Raw genomic sequence first — 17,245 nt, 5'->3', positions numbered from 1 at the left:
TGAGATCGCTCCTTTAATTCTTGCTTTGATGTTATGTAAACTCTTTTCACCATCTATTTACCACATATAATGTCAACTGTCAATCATGTTATTCTTATACATGGGAAGATGATTATATATGTAAATTTAACATTAGTTGGATATGTTTTCACTAATTTTTCTCAGTTATTCTGACAAAAAAGAGATGACAGTCAGCACAACAAACACGACCGGAATCAAGACGAAGCAATAAAACTTGAGCTCCTTCTTATGCTGTACCTTCAAAGTACATAAACCTCCCAACAATTCCTAGTTCATCTTAACATATGCTGGAATTTCTTTTTACGGATGTTTATCACTGTACACTGCGGGAAGACATATAGAAAAAGGAGGACTTGCTTTATGGGAAGACTTAAAAACAAAACCGCTGTGATCACAGGCGCTGCGACAGGCATTGGACAAGCAACGGCGCAGGTTTTTGCCAATGAGGGCGCGCGTGTGATTTGTGCGGATGTCAATGAAGATCAAATGAAAGAAACAGCCGAAAGTATCAGAAAAAACGGAGGGCAGGCGGAGGCCTTTCATCTCGATGTGTCAGATGAAGACAATGTAAAATCGTTTGCCGAACAAATGAAAGACACATACGGAACGATCGATATTCTCTTTAACAACGCCGGCGTCGATCAGGAAGGCGGAAAAGTGCACGAATACCCGGTTGAACTGTTCGACCGTATTATCGCAGTCGACTTGCGCGGAACGTTTTTATGCAGCAAATATCTAATTCCGCTCATGCTCGAAAAAGGAGGCTCCATCATCAACACCTCCTCCATGTCAGGCAGGGCGGCGGACCTCGACCGTTCCGGCTACAATGCCGCAAAAGGCGGAATCACCAATTTCACAAAAGCGATGGCCATTGATTACGCAAGAAACGGCATCCGGGTCAATTCCATCTCGCCGGGCACGATTGAAACGCCGCTGATTGACAAACTGGCAGGCACAAAGGAACAAGAAATGGGCGAAAAATTCCGCGAAGCCAACAAATGGATCACACCGCTCGGCCGCTTAGGAAAGCCGGAGGAAATGGCCACCGTGGCGCTGTTCCTCGCTTCAGACGACAGTTCTTATGTAACTGGGGAAGACATTACGGCAGACGGCGGCATTATGGCGTATACATGGCCTGGGAAAATGCTGATTGATAAGAAATGGAAGGAAGAAACGGGATAAGAAGCAGAAAGAAGTCGAAAAGGACACCGATCGCAGGTGTCTTTTTTTATTCCTTGTATTTCTCATATGATCATAGCGAACTATAGCAGAATTACTTTATATTTCTTCACATCCAAAAACTGCAGAAACTCCCTAGCCAGCACTTCCGGCGCATGTTCTTTCCCTTCATGAAGCCGATACAAGATCAGCCCGATTACCATAGCGGCGACATAATAGGCATAGAGTTTCTTGCCCGCATGAATATCGACCTGCTGGTGTAAGTAAAACGATTCTAATGCTCTGAAGATCTCAGGTATCAAATCAGGAATTCCATAGTCCGTATCGAGAAAATGCATGATGGACATCTGATCAGATAAAGCAGAAAACAACCGGACAAGCGCCATTTCCGCTTCTGACATGGAATAGGTTTCCGGATTGGCTGTAATCGTAAATATCTCAATCAGCTCAGAGCATGATTGATGAATCATCGTTTTTAACAATTCCTCTTTATTCGCATAGTGGTCATAAAAGGTTGCCCGGCGGATATTACTTTTGCGGGTAATGTCTGAAATGGTTACCGCCGCATACTCTTTTTTCTCCACAATTAACTCGAGTAAGGCCTCTTGCAAGGCTTGTCTCGTCCGGACAATACGCCGGTCTGTGTGCTTTTCTTCCTTCTGCTTGACCGCAGCGGGATTTCCAAACAGCCAATAAAATCGTTTTTGAGAAATGAGGTCCCACACTTGTTGGCTGACGTCCTCCGCAGAAGCAGCAGGATCCTCTTTCAGCCAATATAAAATGATCGCGTACGTATAAAGCGCCCGGTAGTGCCCGTAAATATCTTGCTCAATCGGCGTCAGATTCGCATTGATCGGAGACAGCATGACATCCTGATGGAATACATCTCTAAAGAATCGATGAAAATTGAGATACGGCATTTTGTCCCTGTCCATCATCGTGTGAAAAAAAGACCTGTGCTGATCGACAAACGATAACGTCGGGTGCACCTTTTGCCACTTGCGGTTCAAATTCAAATAATCCTTATTCTTCAGAGAATCATACAGAGCTTGACTCAGCCCTTCCTTCATTTCCTCTGCAATGTCTTCAAAAATCGAAAATTTTTCCTCGTAATAAAGGTAAAGTGTCCCTCGGCTCACATTGGCATGCCCGGCTATTTCTTTCATTGTGATTTGGCGAATATCTCTTTCCTTCAGTAAGACCAGCAGTGCTTTTTTGATGTCAGCCGTCACAGAATCCGGCATAAGAGACACCTCCTCTCATTAGACAGATGTTCTATAAATGTACGGTAACGTATAAATGCTTTTCCACTGTCTTTCATTAAGAAATGACACCACTTTATAATAGTTGCGAGACAGTAAGAAAGCAAATAGAGGGGGATATAACGATGGATCAACAACTAAAAATCGACATTCAGCGTGTCTTTCAATTACAGAAAAATAACCAAAAAGCGTTGCGTGCCTCAACAGCTGAGCAGCGCAGAGAAAAACTGAGCCATTTACTCGAAGCGATTGTTGCTCATGAGGAAGACATCATTGAAGCCATCCGCAAAGACGTACGGAAACCATATCACGAGGTCAAAAAAGCGGAAACCGCAGGAACGATAAAAGCCATTAAAGATAATATGGACAACCTGGAAAAATGGATGGCGCCAAAAGAAGTCGGTTCCTCTTTACATCCGGATGCAAACGGCCTTTTAATGTACGAGCCAAAAGGGGTTACGTTAATTCTCGGCCCGTGGAATTATCCGTTTATGCTCACAATGGCCCCGCTTGCCGCTTCGATTGCGGCAGGAAACAGCGCGATTGTGAAACTGTCCGACTTCACAATGAACACAAGCCATATCGCCGCAAAAGTGATTCGTGAAGCGTTTGATGAAAAAGAAGTCGCGATTTTTGAAGGGGAGGTTGAGGTTGCAACTGAGCTGCTCGATCAGCCGTTCGACCACATTTTCTTCACTGGAAGCACAAATGTAGGAAAAATCGTCATGACAGCCGCGGCGAAGCATTTGGCATCCGTCACCCTGGAGCTTGGCGGAAAAAGTCCAACCATTATTGACAGTGAATACGATATGCTGGACGCGACGAAAAAAATCGCGGTCGGCAAATTTGTGAATGCAGGCCAAACCTGTATCGCGCCGGATTATATTTTCATTAAAAAGGACGTACAAGACCAATTTGCCGGCCTTTTACAAACGATTGTCAACGCCGGATTTATGGAGGATGATCATACCGTTGATCGAAATAAGTTCACGCAAATTGTCAATGACCGCAACTTTCATCGCGTGAAAGACTTGTTCGACGATGCCATCAGTAAAGGCGCGGAAGTCGTGTTCGGCGGCACATTTGATGCAAGCGACCGCACCATTTCACCAACAGTACTGAAAAACGTAACACCGGATATGAAAATCATGCAGGAAGAAATCTTTGCGCCCATCCTGCCTCTGATGAACTATCAAGACATAGACGAGGTCATTGATTACATTACTGACCGCGATAAACCGCTAGCTTTGTACGTATTCAGCCACAATCAAGAACTTATTGATAACGTCTTACAGCATACAACTTCCGGAAATGCCGCTGTGAATGATGTCGTCGTTCATTTCAGTGACGTGAACCTGCCATTTGGCGGTGTCAATACAAGCGGAATCGGCTCTTACCATGGGGTATACGGATTCAAAGAGTTTTCACATGAAAAAGGCGTATTTATTCAAGCAGCTAAGTAGTTTATAAGCCGATCACACAAGGCGCTCCCTTTTAAACGGGGAGCGCCTTTTTTACTTTTTTGCTGTGCCAAAAGCGTCACGTTGATCTTGACCATTAGACCTGTCCCTTATTTGGGGAACTTTCAAAATTAAAAGCAGGCTATTTCAGAGCCTGCTTTCGTTATAGCGCTTTTTGGAATGTCGATGGTGAACGGAAAGCGATAAAAAACCAAACCACATTCACAATTAAACTTGCGATGCAAAATACAGTGACCCCCATTAAGGAAGAAATTGAATAATCTCCAACCGCTCCCATCACGATCATAACGGCCATCACCGAAAGACTGATCAGCAGGCCAATCGCGCAAAATACTGCCATTACAACCTTCATAGCCTTTACGCCCAGCATGTATACGATTAAAGGGAGAAGATAAAAGACAAGAATAGTGCCCACTGCCATCCACATCCCTAAAGTGTTAAATTGATTAGCCTTAGGCCCTGTATCCGCTACAGGAGAGAGTGAGGCGGTGACAATCAGCAGGCAGAAGAGTAACGCAGAAACCAAGGTCATCACGATTATACCGTTTTTCTTTGTTTTCATATTTTGCTTTCCTTTCTCGACTTCAAATCAATCTGTCAGCTTTTTATGATTTGAAATTCTATTAGTTTACTACTGTTATAATAAAACAAACAAGGATTATAATCTATATTATTTTTCCTATATTAACCACAATGCTCATTGGTAAATCACATTTATAGAAAAGAAAACCGAACAGTAAAAACCCTGCTTGGTTTGGTAAAATATGAATCTAAAAAACAGCATCCTCGGTCATCTGGCACTGTTCCATGATTTCTTTTAATGTAAAAGACATTTTCTATCACCGCCCCTGGTAGATTTATATTGTAGAAAAGCAAGGATAAAAGACTCATTTTTAAGAATATTAGGATTTTATCACCATATCATATTGCAAATACCTTTTTTGCAAAGTATACTATTCCAGATTACTTCAAAGGAGAGAAAAATATACATGGAAAAACCAGCAGGATTTTGGATTCGTTTTTTAGCTTATATTATTGATTTTATTATAGTTGGAATACCAACTTATATCATTCAATTTATCATTACTTCCATTTTTGTGGTTGGCGCGGTATCAGCAAACCCAGGCGGAATGACAGAGGAAGAATATACAATCAGCTACTTGATCTTCGGAGTAATGCCTATGATTATTATTTCTGTCATTTTAGGAATCTTATATTACGGCCTGTTAACAGCTTCCAAAATGCAAGGTACACTCGGTAAGAAAATCCTCGGTCTCAAAGTAGTCAATGAACAAGGCGGACGGGTTTCAGTCGGACAGGGAATCGGCCGTTACTTTGCATACATATTATCTGGAATTATCTTTTATATCGGTTTTATCATGGTCGCCTTCGGACAGAAAAAAGGGCTGCATGATATCATTTGTCAAACACGTGTTGTCTATAAATAAAGGAATACATAAAAAGTCTAGACGTCAAAAAGAGTCTAGACTTTTGTGTGTATAAATAAACTAAACTATTATTTTGATTTCCTTGAAAATCGGCTGCCATTTTAAATACGTGGCGCTTCTCCACAACCACTCAAACGGCCCCATCCGGAATGTTCGCAGCCAAAGATGGCTGACAATCATTTGGAGAGCACATATGGCTATTGTCACGAGAATACTGACAGCAGGATATACTTTTCCGTATAAACCCAATCCGAAATGATAGAAAATCCACGTTCCGATGACAGATTGCATGAGATAGTTGGTGAACGCTGTTCTTCCAACGGCGGAAAAGTACTGCAAGGGCTTAGCGAATCTTGTCTTATGATAAAGATGTACAATCGTTGTGACATAGAAAAACATCAGAAAAGGCGCGCCGATCAGCATAAAGGCTTCCTTCTCGAACAGCCCGTACAGAACATGGCTGCCAACTCCTATTATCAGTCCTGCGAGCCACACTCTTTTTAATGCCTGACGATGCTTTTCAGGCTGATGCAGCAATCCTGCCTTCGCTGTCGCTGCCCCGAGCAAAAACATACTGAAATACGGAATGGAAGCCAGAAAGAATACAAGCGGGTTATATGTTAACATGCCGTTCATTGACATATAAGCCATGCGATCATGAATCCGCTGTTCAGCAATTTCTTTAAAGCTGCCGCTGCTGTAAACCTGCAACGTTTGCTTCGCTTCTTGTTCAATTTGTTGAATCGTCTCTTGCTTCCATTCCTGTCCGTCTGAAGGAGAAAAGCTCGACAAAAAGAAAGGAATCGAAAACATGAGATACAAAGCGGCCGCCCATATCACCAGCGTTTTCGTCTTTGCTTTTCTAAATAAAAGTAAGATAAAGCCAAGCAGGGCGTACTGCGTTAATATATCTCCGTCCCACACCAAAAACGCATGAATCGTTCCAAGAATCAGCAATGCTAATAATCTTCTAATATAAAGCGGGACAAAACGCTGTCCCTTGCTTAACGATCTCTCCATCATCACAACCATGCCAAATCCAAATAAAAACGAAAACAATAAAATGAACTTGGTTTGGATCAATAAATCCAATATCATCCTGACACCGAAATCTAAATCAGACCACTTTTCTGTAAAAAAGTTATCTTTTCCAAGCACAGATAAATATACATCCGGATAACTGAAATGAGCCAAATTAACAAATAAGATACCGAAAATTGCTATTCCTCTTAAGACATCAAGCACCTGAATACGTTCATCTTTCAGGGTTGGCTGTAATGTAGTCAACTGCAACACGCTCCTTTTTTTCTATACATTTAGCTTATGAAAAAAAGGCGTGCTGAAAAATCGATTTAGGTGGCAGTTTACGAGTTAAACCTTACAATATTGTCATTTTTACGGATTAACAACCTTCAAATCCAGTTTTTCGATATTCTGCATGACACGATCAAATCGCAGAGCTTGAGGTTCACTTGGGAAAATGTGATCTTCATACGGTTCACCTAACGTACGGAAAAATGGCTCAAACAAGCCCGGAACCAATACGCCCACCATCTTCGTATAATGCGAATCCAGTCGGTAGGAGTGAACCGTATGGGCAGGAACATGCAGGAAATCCCCAGGGTTTAACTGAATTTCTTCACCATCCGCCCACATTGTCATTTGCCCTTCAAGGCAGTAGAAGGTCTCTGTGTGATGTTCATGATAGTGATCTACGATGCGATCGCCTTTTGGCCCTTCAGATGAAACAACGATAAATTGCCCATCTGTATTCCTTTGAGCCGCCACAATACGGTGAAGCTGATCACCCGTCAATAGGCGCTCTCCTTCTCCAGACTCAATCACATACGGGACAACTTCATCAGGGACCTTCTTATTTTCCACTAGCTTCGCCGCACCGGCTGGCTTTTCACCTTCAATAAATGTAATGTCCGCAACAGCAGCCGCTTCTGCAAAGTGCTCATTCGACACCTCTTCGCTCACGTGCGGCGGATGCTCAGCCTTGTCATATGGCGTTCCGATCACAGAATACATACGCGCCGCATTCCCTTTCATCGTGTAAGACACAAACCGGGTTCTGTGGCTCTGCATCCGATAGCTGTGGGGCGTTCCTGCTGGGATTTGCGCATAATCCCCGGACAGCAAGAGATGATTCTCTCCATCAAGTGTAAGCTCAAGTTTTCCATCAAGAACAAAAATTCCTTCATGCGTATCCTTGTGCATGTGCAGCGGAAAATGTTCTCCTTTTCCTCCAGAAAGCAGCACGATCTCAAACAGACCGCCTGTGCTCTTTCCATTTGCCATAATGGTTGCAACCTGTCTGCCGAACAGATAACGCTCTCCTTCGCCGCTTCGAAGCAAATAAGGCATTTTTTCTTCAGGTAATGTATGTTTTAATAAAGTTTTCATCTTGTTTCCTCCAATTTAGACCAGTCTATATATTTAAATATAAATGACTAGACCGTTCTATATAATTGTAGGAGAAAGGATAACAAAATGCTACCCTTTTTTTCTCACCAGCACGGGAATTTGCTCCGCAATGAGAAGAAGGGGGGCTTTGTTTTTATTCGTTAAGGAAAGCATAATACCGCCTTCAATCATAGAATTAATCAGCGTTCCCAGCTTGCTTGCTTCTTCTTCGTCAAATCCGTTTTGCATTAATTTTCCGGAAAAAACCGCTTCCCAGCTTTTAAAAACCTTCATGCAAACCGTACGCAGCGGTTCACTGATTAACGCTGTCTCACTTGCCAATAAGCCGACTGGAATGCCTTGAATGCTCTCCATACTATCAAACTGACTCGCTGTTTCTTTTATAAATAGCTGAATTGCTTCGACAGGATCAGTGACCTTGTCCATACTGTGCCGAATGATATCTTCAATAAATTTCCCTGTATATGTAACCGCTTCAATCGCTAACTCTTCTTTTCCGTTCGGGAAAAAGTGATAAAGGGACCCTTTCGGAGCACCGCTTTCTTTTACAATCTGATTTAAACCGGTCGCGTGATATCCTTGCAGCTGAAACAAGCGTGACGCCGTATGAAGAATTTTCTCACGTGAATCTCCTCTGCTACTCATTGAAACATTCCCTCCTAGGTATGGTGAAGAGCGACTTATATAATATAAAAAAGAACCGTGTGAATGTCAAAAAGAGATAAAAACCTTGTCGATGGTATATATGTTTTTATAATCACGAACGATTGCAGAAAAAATTAAACCAATGTGCTCCAATAGAGTACCGAAACACATTGATTTTATAGCTGGCTGCTTGACAGGGATAAGACCCATGCACAACAGGTAAGATGATAAATGGAAAACCGCCATGCTCTACTCTTTTTTAACCATATGAGATACCTCGACACTGCTTCTTTTAGGCTGTCGGGATGTCTCGGCAGTCTGTAAATCTTATCTCACCCTTACTGTCTATCTCGATATTCTTCATATGATTGATGGTAATGGAAAGCGGATAAACTTCAGCTTTTTTGTCTGAAAAAATCCAGCGGCGTCCTTTAGGCCCTAACAGTAAAAACGCCCCTTCCTCATACTCTCCCATAAAATTTAACCCATCTTCTTTTACCGATTCTTCATATCTGACCGGAACCCCAAACTGAATGAGACCCTTCCCTGCTGACATCACATCATTTGTTGTAATATTAATTTCACTAATATTGATAACAGACTGAACTGAAAAGTTTTCTTCACTCGCCGCTGATGAATTTCTAGCTATAAATTCTACTATATTATGAGACGGATCTGAGAAATAAAGCGAATAAGCATCTGAATGTTCAAAGTAAACTTCATCTTCATCATCTTCTCTATGTAACGTTACTTTGCTTTTCGCCCATGTTTTGGCTTCTTGATATTAAAAGCAAAATGATAGAAAGGATCCTCATCTGAATGGCTTTTCCTGATTTCCAATTCACTGCAGCCGGCCTTAATTGAAAAAGCGTCTTCACTGCTTTCTATTAAAGTAAATCCAAGCTCATGAACATAAAAATGTCTCATTTGATCTACCTCATTACTATACAGAGTCACCTTGCTTATTAACATTCAAACCCCTCCCATTTGCTTCTTTTTTCCATCATATCACTGGTTAAGATATCCATCCAATTGATCGGCTTTGGAAATGGAAAAAAAGAAGGCGTTATTAATTCTTCATTTTTTTTAAACCAATAAGTATTTCTACTAAAAAGGAGAATAATAAAAAAGAAAATAGCAAATACCAACCCTTGAACAAAGTAATTGGCAGTTTTACGATTTTCTTTTCTGGATGAAAATTCTATAAAACAGCATCAAAAATCTACTGTAGTAGAATTTTTGAGAACATATAGATTAACGGGACTGTTGCCAGTGCGGCTAGTGAGAAAGAATATGAAAAAACAGGAAGTATTTTAAAGGCAGGTTTAGTGATTGGATCGGCAGGCGGCGGAGGTGTCAAATAAAGAAGACTGCCAGAAAATTCGACTTTGTTGGCAGTCTTCACTCAATATCGTATTTTTTATTGTGATCACTCTTTAAAGAAATCAATCAACGGTTGAAAGTCCTGAGCTACATCAACACCATTCGGCTCTGCTTGAAGCAAACGATCTATCATCTGTTCCAATTTCTCAATATCCTGCTTATCTGTATATTCAATGAAGTTTAAGCCCTCTAGCCAATCTCGATAAGAATGTTTTGCTTTCCCATAGCTATTCCCAAAGACAAGGCAAGGCGTTTTCGTAATAATTGAGAAAATCATCGCATGCAAGCGGTCTGTGATCACTAATTTACTAGAACTAATGCGGTCAAGCATCTCCAGAAAATGTTTCTCGCGGTCGGCATAATCAATCGTGTCTACAGTATCCAGCACGGTATCCGTTCGCTCCACATAGGTCGTTTTCTCTGCCCATTTCATCATTTGAGATACAAAATCTTCATCGGTTACTTTCTCTTTATCCGCTCTTAAAATAAAGAGAACGCCGTCCCGTTCAAGCTCTCTCGGCTCTATATCTAAAGACAGCACCATATCCGGAGTGAAAATCACATCTGAATTGAATGTTTCTTTTACCACATCTAGTGTTTGTGTCTCACGAGCGGCAATCGTTAAATTCGAATTTTGATGATAAGCATTCTGCGTTTTCTTCTTCTCTTTATTTCCTTTTTCCGTATCTTCAAAGTACACTGATTGCGGAAGAGAGATAGATTTATAATCTTTAAAAGCCGCAAATACCTTTCTTCTGTCTTCCTCAATATCGAGGTAAAGGTTTCCTAAATTACCCCCGCCAGTAAAACAGACAATATCGTCTTCACGAATGATTTCCTTTACCAATTCAATGCCTTCATCTGTTGCATAATCCATCATTTCAATGTACTCATAGTAAGGAAAATGATTCTTAATAAATTTCTCTTCTGCATACGCAATTGCCTGATCCCCAATGTTTGTATAACTTGGCGAACCAAACAGAAACACTTTTCGTTTATCATTTAATAAGGCTTCCGGCTCCACATTCGGAGCGATACCTTTCACTAGTTTTTTACCTTTGATTTCTTGTACGGTCATACTGATGTCCTCCTTCTGGGCTGATTATCTTATTGTTCTGTACCCCGAAAGGAGGAGGGGTATGCGCGTGTGTGTGTTTGACTTAAAAACGCATAAAGGATAAAGGGCCTTATATACGATTTGTATTTCTGACAGTTTTCATAGATGCCGCAATGTTCCTTGCCGTTCTTTCCATATAATGAGCGGCGTGTTCAAATGCATCAGGAAGTGTAATCACTCCTGGAACGATGCTGAAAAGGGCGTCAATTCCGTGTTCATACACAACATCACTATCTAAGGATAATGATCCCGCAAGCCCAATAACAGGCACATCATATTTCTTAGCCGCTTTGGCCACGCCGATCGGAGTTTTTCCATAAATGGTTTGACTATCGATCCGCCCTTCACCAGTGATAACAAGATCTGCATCTTTGACTGCATCCTCAAAACTGACAAATTCAAGGACGATATCAATTCCTCTTTTGAGGTCAGCGTCCAGGAAAGCCAGCAAGCTTGCCCCAAGACCGCCCGCTGCGCCGGCGCCCTCTATATCTCTGCAGGATTTTCCAAGGGCTCTTTCTGCGATATCAGCAAAGCGGGACAGATTTCGATCAAGTAAATGTACCATTTCAGGTGTGGCACCTTTTTGAGGACCAAAAATAGCTGAAGCCCCTCTAGGTCCTGTTAAAGGGTTATCTACGTCGCAGGCCACCTCAATTTTCGCATCTTTTAATCTGGCATCAAGATCGGTCACGTCTATTGAAACGAGTTGCGAGAGTGCACCGCCTCCGGGACCGATGTTGTTTCCTGATTGATCCAGAAGCCTTCCGCCCAACGCCTGAACCATTCCAGCTCCCCCATCGTTCGTAGCGCTTCCGCCAACCCCAATAATCAAATGCTTTACGCCTGAATCTAGGGCAGCTAATATTAATTCTCCCGTTCCCCTTGTGGAGGTCACTAACGGATTTCTGTTTTCTTCGGGCACAAGATGCAAACCCGATGCAGCAGCCATTTCGATAACGGCTGTTTTCCCATCTCCTAGTAATCCATAAAATGCTTTCACTGTTTCACCCAGCGGACCTGTGACAAACTGTTCTTTCATGCTTCCGTTTGTCGCATCTACCAGTGACTGAACCGTTCCTTCACCGCCATCGGCCATCGGCAGCTTACTGTATACAGCATCCGGAAAAACCGATTTGAATCCTCTTTCTATGGCACGAGCAGCCTCCAACGCTGATAAACTTTCCTTAAAAGAATCTGGTGCAATCACTATCTTCATACGATCACCTCTCTCTATAGTCGCAGGACACGTTAACCGAATAGTTTAAAAACGCCAAATATGAGAGTTGAAATAATTGCGAGCGTTAGACCAACTATAGACTCATATGGCATCAGTTTTAAGCGTTCCTTTATGTCCATATTAACGCTTCCGGCTGTAGCGTGGAAAAAGCTTCCGTGCGGCAGGTGATCAAGCACGGTTGAGCCCGCATGTATCATTGCCGCTCCAGCCAACGCTGAAATCCCCAATCCTAAGATGGTGCTGCTGAAAACACCGCTTGCTACCGCTGTTCCCGCTGTTGTGGAAGCTGTTGCGGCAGACATAAATATACCTGACACAGGCGCCAATAAAAAAGCTGGCAGACCTGACGAGTTTAATGCACTGATAAAGACATCCTTCAATGCAGAGTTGGAAATGATGCCGGCCAATGTCCCAGTCCCTAACAGCATAATGGCGACACCGGACATTTTACTCAAACCGGAAATGGCATATTCATTGATATTCTTCGTCTTTTTCATTGCAATTGCTCCTATGATTCCGCCTGCTGGCAGGGCAACCATCGGATCAATGCTGATATTACATAATGGCCGCAATGCGAGCAAAATGATCGTGACAAGCGGTGCAATCAATGCTGTTATGAATAATGGAATCTTTTGATCCGCCATTTCCGTATCTTCGTTCCTCACTGAAGATCCTTTATTAACAAGCCGTTTCGCTAAGAAATATGTAACGGCCAGCCCGAAAATGGCAGGGATAATTCCCGCAGCCATCATAGATGTAAGGGGAACCCCAAAAGCATCAGAAGCAGCAATGGCATTCGGGTTCGGTGACATGATATTTCCCGCTTTACCGCCGCCAATCATGGCCAGTAAAATAGCCGTTTTAGAAAGCTGTGCGCGTTTGGCAATAGCCAAAGCAATCGGTGACACTGTAATGACGGCTACGTCTATGAAGACTCCGACGGTCGTTAATATCATCACAGCTATCGATAATGCCAGCAGAGCACGTGATTCTCCAAGTTTTTTGATAATCGTTTCCGCAATCGATAAAGCGGCTCCTGACTCAATCAGGACGCCCGCCAGGACACCTGCAGCCATGATTCTTAAAACTGCCGGGATGATATCTTTCGCACCTTCCATCATGAAGGCAACAGTATTTGTAATATCCACACCGCCAATCAACCCGCCGATTAAAGCCCCCGCAACCATCCCATATGCAGGCGGCACTTTTTTCAAGATGAGTATGATCGCAATGAGTAAGGCACTGACGGCCCCTAAAGCGCTTACGGTAACATCCATGCTCATTCCCCCACCGTGTTTGTTGTGTATTTATTGTAAGCGTTTACTTAAGTAGATACATTGTGAAAGATGATGAAATAAGAGAATGAAATAAGGATGTACATTGTGCATAAGCACAATCAGCTAATGTCATACAAAAGCTTTGCTATGTACAATTCAATCAAGTCCTTTATATTTCGCGGATCTTTGCCTGTCAATTCTTTTATTTTCTCAAGTCGGTACCTTAGGGTATTTCGATGGATAAACAGACTTTCTGCAATTTTGTTTAACTCTCCGCCCTCTTTTATATAGGCTTCCAGCGTATTAACCAGTTCGCCCTTCTTACCTTGATCCAACAGTTGATGGTAAAAGGAGAAGGCATTTTTGTCCTGCTCTTCCTGAGCCAGTTGTGCCAGTATGACTTCTAATCTGTAATCCTCGTAATGGTAAAAGCCCGCCTCAGGCTGAAGTTTGCTTCCGATGAGAATTGCTCTTTTGGCTTGATAAAATGAAGAACGTAATTCTTTTAAGCCTTTAGCCAAGTTTCCGCTTCCGATACGCACGCCATCCAATGTTGTTAACAACCGCTTCAACAAGGGCAATAACTCTCTTTTGATTTCTTTACCCGCTGCCGTTTTCAGAACGACGATTTCATTATTAAACGTAACTCCGATTAAATCAGATTTACTGATTTCATATTGAATAGACCTCATTATGTTTTGAATCGTTATTTCTGTATAATTTGATGGTTTCAGGACGATGGCCATTCTAGGCTGTTCTAGATTTATTCCAAGAAATCCGGCCCGTTCTTTTAACCATTCTTCATTCAAACCTTCTTCTGAAATAAGCTGATTCACAATCTCACTCTGTATCCTTTGTTTCCATTGCACTCTTTCCAGCAAAAACGATTGCTCCAATACCAGTTCGGCCGCCATTTTTACAAGCTGGGCATAGTTCTGGATTTGCTCAGGCTCTCCTGTAATACCTACAACACCAACGATTTGGCTGCTAAATCGGATAGGTAAATTGATTCCAGGCCTTGCCCCCTTCATTTTGGCCGCCCTCGATTCATCTATTTCAATATGTTCACCGTTTTTAAGAACGAGAAGAGCACCATCATGGAGCTGATTAATCCTTTCGCTGTCGCCCGAGCCTATGATAACCCCCTTATCGTCCATGACATTTATATTTCTATTCAAAATGTTCATTGTACGCTCAACGATATCCTGAGCCAGCTCATACGTTAAAAATTGCATGCTGCTTTCCCTCCTCCCTCTTCATCTTTTCTCCAATTTACCATAGTGAAGTTGCACAATAAATAAAGCGGCACGGAATGTTTGGAAGATCGCAGCTTGAAGAAACATCTGCCTTTTTTAATGACCTCTTCATCACTCCACCTATGAGGAAATGGGAAAATTTTTAAGAAAAATTAGAAATGAAAGTGTTTGCATAATAGAAAAATTCAAGTTATCATACTTGTATACAAGTATACTCCTTTAGCAGGAAGGTGAGTTTATGCTCGACTCCAAGGATCTGTTGTATCCCGTAAAGTGGCTCTCAAAGGCTTCAACCGGTGTTCGTGTAGCTTGCGAGCTTAGGATGCGTATTATTTCCGGGTTGATTGAAAGCGGTACCATAATATCGGAAAATACAATCGCCGCAGACTTTTCAGTGAGCCGGTCGCCCGTTCGCGAGGCTTTAAAAATACTGGCATCCGAAAAAATCATCCGTTTAGAACGAATGGGAGCGGTTGTGATTGGTTTAACTGAAAAAGAAATAGCAGAAATTTATGATGTGCGTTTACTCATAGAAACGTTTGTATTTGAACGGATTGCCAAAATAGACACCGATCTATTGGTAAAAGATCTTAGTAAAATTCTTGAAATGATGAAAGTCTCTATAAAATATGAGGACGCGGATGAGTTCTCTTATCAAGATGTGTTATTTCACGAAACGATTGTTCGCGCCATTGATCATTCATACATTCTGATGATATGGAACAATCTAAAACCTGTGATGGAAAGCTTCATTCTTTTATCGATGCGCATGCGATTAAAGGAAAAATATGAAGACTTCTCAAGGATTTTAGATAACCATGAGCTTTATATTCAAGCGATCAAAACAAAGGATAGGGCGCTGATGATTCAATCTCTGCACCAGAACTTTGATGATGTTCAAGAGAAAGTAGACGACCTTTGGTTGTCGCAACAAATGCTGGCTAAAGGAGCTGAACAAAAAAATGACTAATTATATGTTAGGAATAGATATCGGTACGACAAGTACGAAGGCTGTGTTATTCAATGAAAATGGAGTAGTGATACAAAAAGAAAGTATCGGATACCCGCTTCATACACCCGACATATCGACAGCTGAACAAAACCCGGAAGAGATTTTTCAGGCTGTGATACTCTCAACCGCAAAAATCATGCAACAGCATTCACAAAAAAAGATCTCATTTATTTCATTCAGCAGCGCCATGCACAGCGTCATTGCCATGGATGAAAACGATCAGCCGCTGACGCCGTGCATCACGTGGGCGGATAACCGAAGCGAAGGCTGGGCGCATAAGATTAAAGATGAATTAAACGGGCATGAAGTCTACAAACGGACAGGAACACCCATTCACCCCATGGCACCGTTAAGCAAAATTGCTTGGATCACGAATGACCGACCTGAAATCGCTTCCAAAGCAAAAAAATATATAGGGATTAAAGAATATATTTTTAAAAAGCTATTTGATGAATATGTCGTGGATTATTCTCTAGCTTCAGCGATGGGGATGATGAATCTCAAAGACTTGGATTGGGACGAAGAAGCATTAAAAATCGCAGGCATTACAACGGATCATTTATCTAAACTAGTGCCAACAACCGAGATCTTTCATAACTGCAGCCCGGAATTAGCGAAACAGATGGGAATCGACCCGAAAACACCTTTTGTCATTGGCGCAAGCGACGGCGTGTTGTCTAACCTCGGCGTCAACGCGATTAAAAAAGGCGAAATCGCCGTCACAATCGGGACAAGCGGTGCGATTCGGACAATTATTGACCAGCCGCAAACGGATGAAAAGGGGAGAATTTTCTGCTACGCCTTAACGGAAAATCATTGGGTCATCGGCGGACCGGTTAACAATGGCGGAATCGTTCTTCGCTGGATCAGAGATGAATTTGCTTCATCCGAAATCGAAACAGCGACAAGACTCGGAATTGATCCATATGACGTACTGACTAAGATTGCTGAACGCGTCAGACCGGGTTCTGACGGCCTGCTGTTCCACCCGTATCTTGCCGGTGAACGTGCTCCTTTATGGAATCCTGATGTACGCGGCTCATTTTTTGGCCTGACTATGTCACATAAAAAAGAACATATGATACGGGCGGCATTGGAAGGCGTCATTTACAATTTATACACTGTCTTTTTAGCGTTAACAGAATGCATGGACGGTCCTGTTACACGGATTCAAGCGACTGGGGGCTTTGCAAGATCTGAGGTTTGGCGTCAAATGATGTCGGATATATTCGAATCCGAAGTAGTCGTTCCGGAAAGCTACGAAAGCTCATGTCTCGGTGCCTGCCTCTTAGGCCTGTACGCTACAGGAAAAATCGAGTCGTTTGATGTCGTTTCTGACATGGTCGGAAGCACTTACAGACATACGCCAAAAGAAGAATCAGCCAAAGAGTATAGAACATTAATGCCGATATTCATTAATTTATCTAGGGCATTAGAAAATGAATATACACAAATTGCAAATTATCAAAGAGGCTTAATCACACACAAATAGAT

The 17,245-nt window shown here is 42.2% G+C and carries 14 protein-coding genes and 2 pseudogenes; 5 read left to right on the top strand and 11 right to left on the bottom strand.

Annotated elements, in window-relative coordinates; genetic code table 11:
* Window positions 1-174: 174 nt before the first annotated feature.
* Window positions 175-264: pseudogene (locus AXI57_RS21875) on the bottom strand (hypothetical protein); the annotation flags it as partial.
* Between the two features lie 117 nt (window positions 265-381).
* On the opposite strand from AXI57_RS21875, the gene AXI57_RS00605 reads away from it, so the two are divergent.
* Entirely contained in the window at window positions 382-1,203 is an 822-nt protein-coding gene (locus tag AXI57_RS00605) for an SDR family oxidoreductase (protein ID WP_061668932.1), read from the top strand.
* Window positions 1,204-1,283: 80 nt separating this feature from the next.
* On the opposite strand, the gene AXI57_RS00600 is transcribed toward AXI57_RS00605, so the two are convergent.
* Entirely contained in the window at window positions 1,284-2,444 is a 1,161-nt protein-coding gene (locus AXI57_RS00600; protein ID WP_061668931.1) for a TetR/AcrR family transcriptional regulator, read from the bottom strand.
* A gap of 143 nt (window positions 2,445-2,587) precedes the next feature.
* Between AXI57_RS00600 and AXI57_RS00595 the strand changes: the two genes are divergently transcribed.
* Window positions 2,588-3,925, top strand: coding sequence for an aldehyde dehydrogenase family protein (locus AXI57_RS00595; RefSeq protein WP_061668930.1), 1,338 nt, complete (start codon window positions 2,588-2,590; stop codon window positions 3,923-3,925).
* Between the two features lie 160 nt (window positions 3,926-4,085).
* Here AXI57_RS00595 and AXI57_RS00590 read toward each other — a convergent pair whose 3' ends face one another.
* Window positions 4,086-4,505: a DUF5391 family protein gene (locus AXI57_RS00590; RefSeq protein ID WP_061668929.1), complete on the bottom strand. Its 420-nt coding sequence runs from the start codon at window positions 4,503-4,505 to the stop codon at window positions 4,086-4,088.
* 427 nt (window positions 4,506-4,932) lie between these two features.
* On the opposite strand from AXI57_RS00590, the gene AXI57_RS00585 reads away from it, so the two are divergent.
* A complete protein-coding gene (locus AXI57_RS00585; RefSeq protein ID WP_061668928.1) occupies window positions 4,933-5,391 on the top strand; it encodes an RDD family protein in 459 nt (152 codons plus the stop codon).
* 60 nt (window positions 5,392-5,451) lie between these two features.
* Here the strand turns inward: AXI57_RS00585 and AXI57_RS00580 are convergent, their stop codons facing one another.
* The 8 genes and pseudogenes from AXI57_RS00580 to AXI57_RS00540 form a co-directional block, all read right to left on the bottom strand.
* Complete coding sequence (locus AXI57_RS00580; protein ID WP_061668927.1) at window positions 5,452-6,678, bottom strand: DUF418 domain-containing protein; 1,227 nt, start codon at window positions 6,676-6,678, stop codon at window positions 5,452-5,454.
* A gap of 108 nt (window positions 6,679-6,786) precedes the next feature.
* The gene (locus tag AXI57_RS00575; RefSeq protein ID WP_061668926.1) at window positions 6,787-7,800 is read right to left on the bottom strand and encodes a quercetin 2,3-dioxygenase; all 1,014 of its coding nucleotides are present in this window, start codon (window positions 7,798-7,800) and stop codon (window positions 6,787-6,789) included.
* 90 nt (window positions 7,801-7,890) lie between these two features.
* A complete protein-coding gene (gene yxaF / locus AXI57_RS00570; protein ID WP_061668925.1) occupies window positions 7,891-8,466 on the bottom strand; it encodes a transcriptional regulator YxaF in 576 nt (191 codons plus the stop codon).
* A 292-nt stretch (window positions 8,467-8,758) separates the two neighbouring features.
* A pseudogene (locus tag AXI57_RS22420) lies at window positions 8,759-9,438 on the bottom strand (VOC family protein).
* Window positions 9,439-9,895: 457 nt separating this feature from the next.
* The gene (locus AXI57_RS00555; RefSeq protein ID WP_061668922.1) at window positions 9,896-10,927 is read right to left on the bottom strand and encodes a polysaccharide pyruvyl transferase family protein; all 1,032 of its coding nucleotides are present in this window, start codon (window positions 10,925-10,927) and stop codon (window positions 9,896-9,898) included.
* A gap of 109 nt (window positions 10,928-11,036) precedes the next feature.
* The gene (locus tag AXI57_RS00550; RefSeq protein WP_061668921.1) at window positions 11,037-12,185 is read right to left on the bottom strand and encodes a glycerate kinase; all 1,149 of its coding nucleotides are present in this window, start codon (window positions 12,183-12,185) and stop codon (window positions 11,037-11,039) included.
* 32 nt (window positions 12,186-12,217) lie between these two features.
* Complete coding sequence (locus AXI57_RS00545) at window positions 12,218-13,483, bottom strand: GntP family permease (protein WP_061668920.1); 1,266 nt, start codon at window positions 13,481-13,483, stop codon at window positions 12,218-12,220.
* Window positions 13,484-13,602: 119 nt separating this feature from the next.
* Window positions 13,603-14,718, bottom strand: a complete 1,116-nt coding sequence (locus tag AXI57_RS00540; protein WP_061668919.1) for a sugar diacid recognition domain-containing protein — start codon at window positions 14,716-14,718, stop codon at window positions 13,603-13,605.
* A gap of 259 nt (window positions 14,719-14,977) precedes the next feature.
* Between AXI57_RS00540 and AXI57_RS00535 the strand changes: the two genes are divergently transcribed.
* The gene (locus AXI57_RS00535; protein WP_061668918.1) at window positions 14,978-15,709 is read left to right on the top strand and encodes a GntR family transcriptional regulator; all 732 of its coding nucleotides are present in this window, start codon (window positions 14,978-14,980) and stop codon (window positions 15,707-15,709) included.
* On the top strand, window positions 15,702-17,243 hold the full coding sequence (gene gntK, locus AXI57_RS00530) for a gluconokinase (RefSeq protein WP_061668917.1): 1,542 nt from the start codon (window positions 15,702-15,704) through the stop codon (window positions 17,241-17,243). The genes AXI57_RS00535 and gntK overlap by 8 nt, the downstream gene beginning before the upstream one ends.
* Window positions 17,244-17,245 lie beyond the last annotated feature (2 nt).

Source organism: Bacillus atrophaeus, from assembly GCF_001584335.1.
GTDB classification, from domain to species: domain Bacteria; phylum Bacillota; class Bacilli; order Bacillales; family Bacillaceae; genus Bacillus; species Bacillus atrophaeus.
This window is presented reverse-complemented; position numbering and strand designations above follow the sequence as displayed.